Origin of the sequence: Tibeticola sediminis (assembly GCF_003843835.1) — a bacterium.
GTDB lineage: Bacteria > Pseudomonadota > Gammaproteobacteria > Burkholderiales > Burkholderiaceae_C > Tibeticola > Tibeticola sediminis.
This window is the reverse complement of sequence record NZ_RKQL01000003.1, coordinates 166,447-168,585: the sequence shown is the minus strand read 5'-3', so window position 1 is coordinate 168,585 and position 2,139 is coordinate 166,447. Positions and strand designations below refer to the sequence as shown.

General features: G+C 65.3%; 2 protein-coding genes and 1 pseudogene. 2 read left to right on the top strand and 1 reads right to left on the bottom strand.

All coding sequences use genetic code 11. The features are described from left to right. Together EDC62_RS07750 and EDC62_RS07745 are read left to right on the top strand one after the other, a co-directional pair. Positions 1-645, top strand: a 645-nt coding sequence (locus tag EDC62_RS07750; RefSeq protein WP_211330956.1) for a DUF3426 domain-containing protein, incomplete at its 5' end; no start/stop codon positions are given. A 194-nt stretch (positions 646-839) separates the two neighbouring features. Beyond that, positions 840-1,766: a carbohydrate kinase family protein gene (locus EDC62_RS07745; RefSeq protein ID WP_124222345.1), complete on the top strand. Its 927-nt coding sequence runs from the start codon at positions 840-842 to the stop codon at positions 1,764-1,766. 122 nt (positions 1,767-1,888) lie between these two features. Here EDC62_RS07745 and EDC62_RS13170 read toward each other — a convergent pair. After that, a pseudogene (locus EDC62_RS13170) lies at positions 1,889-2,139 on the bottom strand (histone); the annotation flags it as partial.

The window sequence follows — 2,139 nt, the reverse complement described above, 5'->3', positions numbered from 1 at the left end:
CCTGAGCCTGAGCCTGAGCCTGAGCCTGAGCCTGAGCCTGAGCCTGAGCCTGAGCCTGAGCCTGAGCCTGAGCCTGAGCCTGAGCCTGAGCCTGAGCCTGAGCCTGAGCCTGAGCCTGAGCCCGTCCCTTCGTTCGTCCGTCAAGCGCAGCGTACCGCGCGTTGGAATCGACCTTGGGTTCGTTGGGGGTTCCGGGTGCTTGCGCTGTTCCTGGCGCTACTGCTCGCGCTGCAGGTGGCGGTCCAGCAACGGGATCGCTTGGCCGCCATCGATCCGGGCGTTCGAGTCGGGATGGAGCGGTTGTGTCTCGCGCTGGGCTGCACGATCGACTCGCCCCGAATTCCCGATGCGGTCTTGATCGAAGCCTCGGGAATTCGCCAGGTCCGCGGAGCCCAATATGAATTGCGCTTGGCCTTGCGCAACACCGCAGCCGTGGACGTTCAGATGCCGTGGGTCGAACTGACGCTGACCGACGAGCGCGATCAGATCACGCTGCGACGCGTGCTGTCGCCCCAGGACCTGGGTGCGCCGCGCACCCTGCCCGCTGCCGAGACTTGGAGCGGCGGGATCGTGTTCGAGATGGCCGCCGGGGCCGGTGCGGCTCGTCCGCTGGCAGGCTACCGGGTGCTGGCCTTTTACCTCTGAGAGGCTGAGAAGGAATTGGTCATGCCCGCTTTGACGCCCAAAAACACGCCCGAGGGCGTTGCAAATGCGCGCCGTAACCCGAGCTACGGCTGTGCTTTGCGCCTACTCGGGCGCGTTTTGGGGCGCCCCTTCGGGCACGCCCAATTCCCTCTCAGCCTCTAAGCGGGGGACCTGCCCTCATTGGATTTTCACCCATGACCACGCTGATCTGCGGTTCTTTGGCATTCGACTCGATCATGAGCTTTGAGGGGCGGTTTTCGGACCAGATCCTCCCCAATCAGTTGCACATCCTGAACGTTTCTTTCCTCGTCCCCGAACTGCGGCGCGACTTCGGCGGTTGTGCCGGCAATATCGCCTACAGCCTCAAACTTTTGGGCGGACATCCCCTGCCCATGGCGACGGTCGGCCCCGATGGGCAAGCCTATGTCTCGCGTTTGCGCGGCCTGGGGATCGACACCTCCTTGATCCGCGAAATCCCCGGCAGCTACACCGCGCAAGCGATGATCATGACCGACCGCGACAACAACCAGATCACCGCCTTTCACCCTGGCGCCATGACCTACGCCAACCAGCAAACCGTGCCGCGCCGGGGGGATGTCGCTCTGGGCATCGTTTCGCCCGACGGTCGCTCCGCGATGATCGAACACGCCCAACAGATGGCCGATGCTGGCATCCGCTTCGTTTTTGACCCCGGCCAAGGCTTACCGATGTTTGACGGGGCTGAATTGCGCACCTTCGTCGAGCAGGCGTCCTGGGTCACGGTCAATGACTACGAAGGGAAGGTACTCTGCGAGCGGACCGGGTGGACGCTGGACGAGATCGCCCGGCGCGTCGAGGGGCTGGTCGTCACCTTGGGTGGCCAAGGTTGCCAGATGTGGTCGGAAGGATGCGGGCCGGTTCATCTGCCCGCCGAAAAACCGACCGCCATCGTCGACCCCACCGGCTGTGGCGACGCGTGGCGCGGGGCGTTTCTCTACGGGCTCGAGCGCGGGTGGCCGGTCGAAGCCTGCGCCCGTTTGGGGAACCGGCTCGGAGCCATCAAGATCGCCAGCGCAGGGCCCCAGAACTACCAACTCCCGGCAGATTTTCTGCAAGGGCAGCACGGAATCCCCTCCCTGTGATTCGCGCGGGGGCGTAGCAGCCGTTCCGCCACAGGCTGCGCCCTCGACTCCTTGAGGCGCCCTGCACAAGCGCGTCCACTCGACGCAGCCGCGCACCGCAGCTGGCCGGTTGATTGTGTGGCTCAGGGCTTCGTGGCCGTCGGGAAGGGCCAAGCCGCTTTCGGGCTGAGCGTGGTTGCCACGGGAGCCGCAGCCTTCTTCGCTGGAGCCGCAGCCTTCTTCGCTGGAGCCGCAGCCTTCTTCGCTGGAGCCGCAGCCTTCTTCGCTGGAGCCGCAGCCTTCTTCGCTGGAGCCGCTGCCTTCTTCGCTGGAGCCGCTGCCTTCTTCGCTGGAGCCGCTGCCTTCTTCGCTGGAGCCGCTGCCTTCTTCGCTG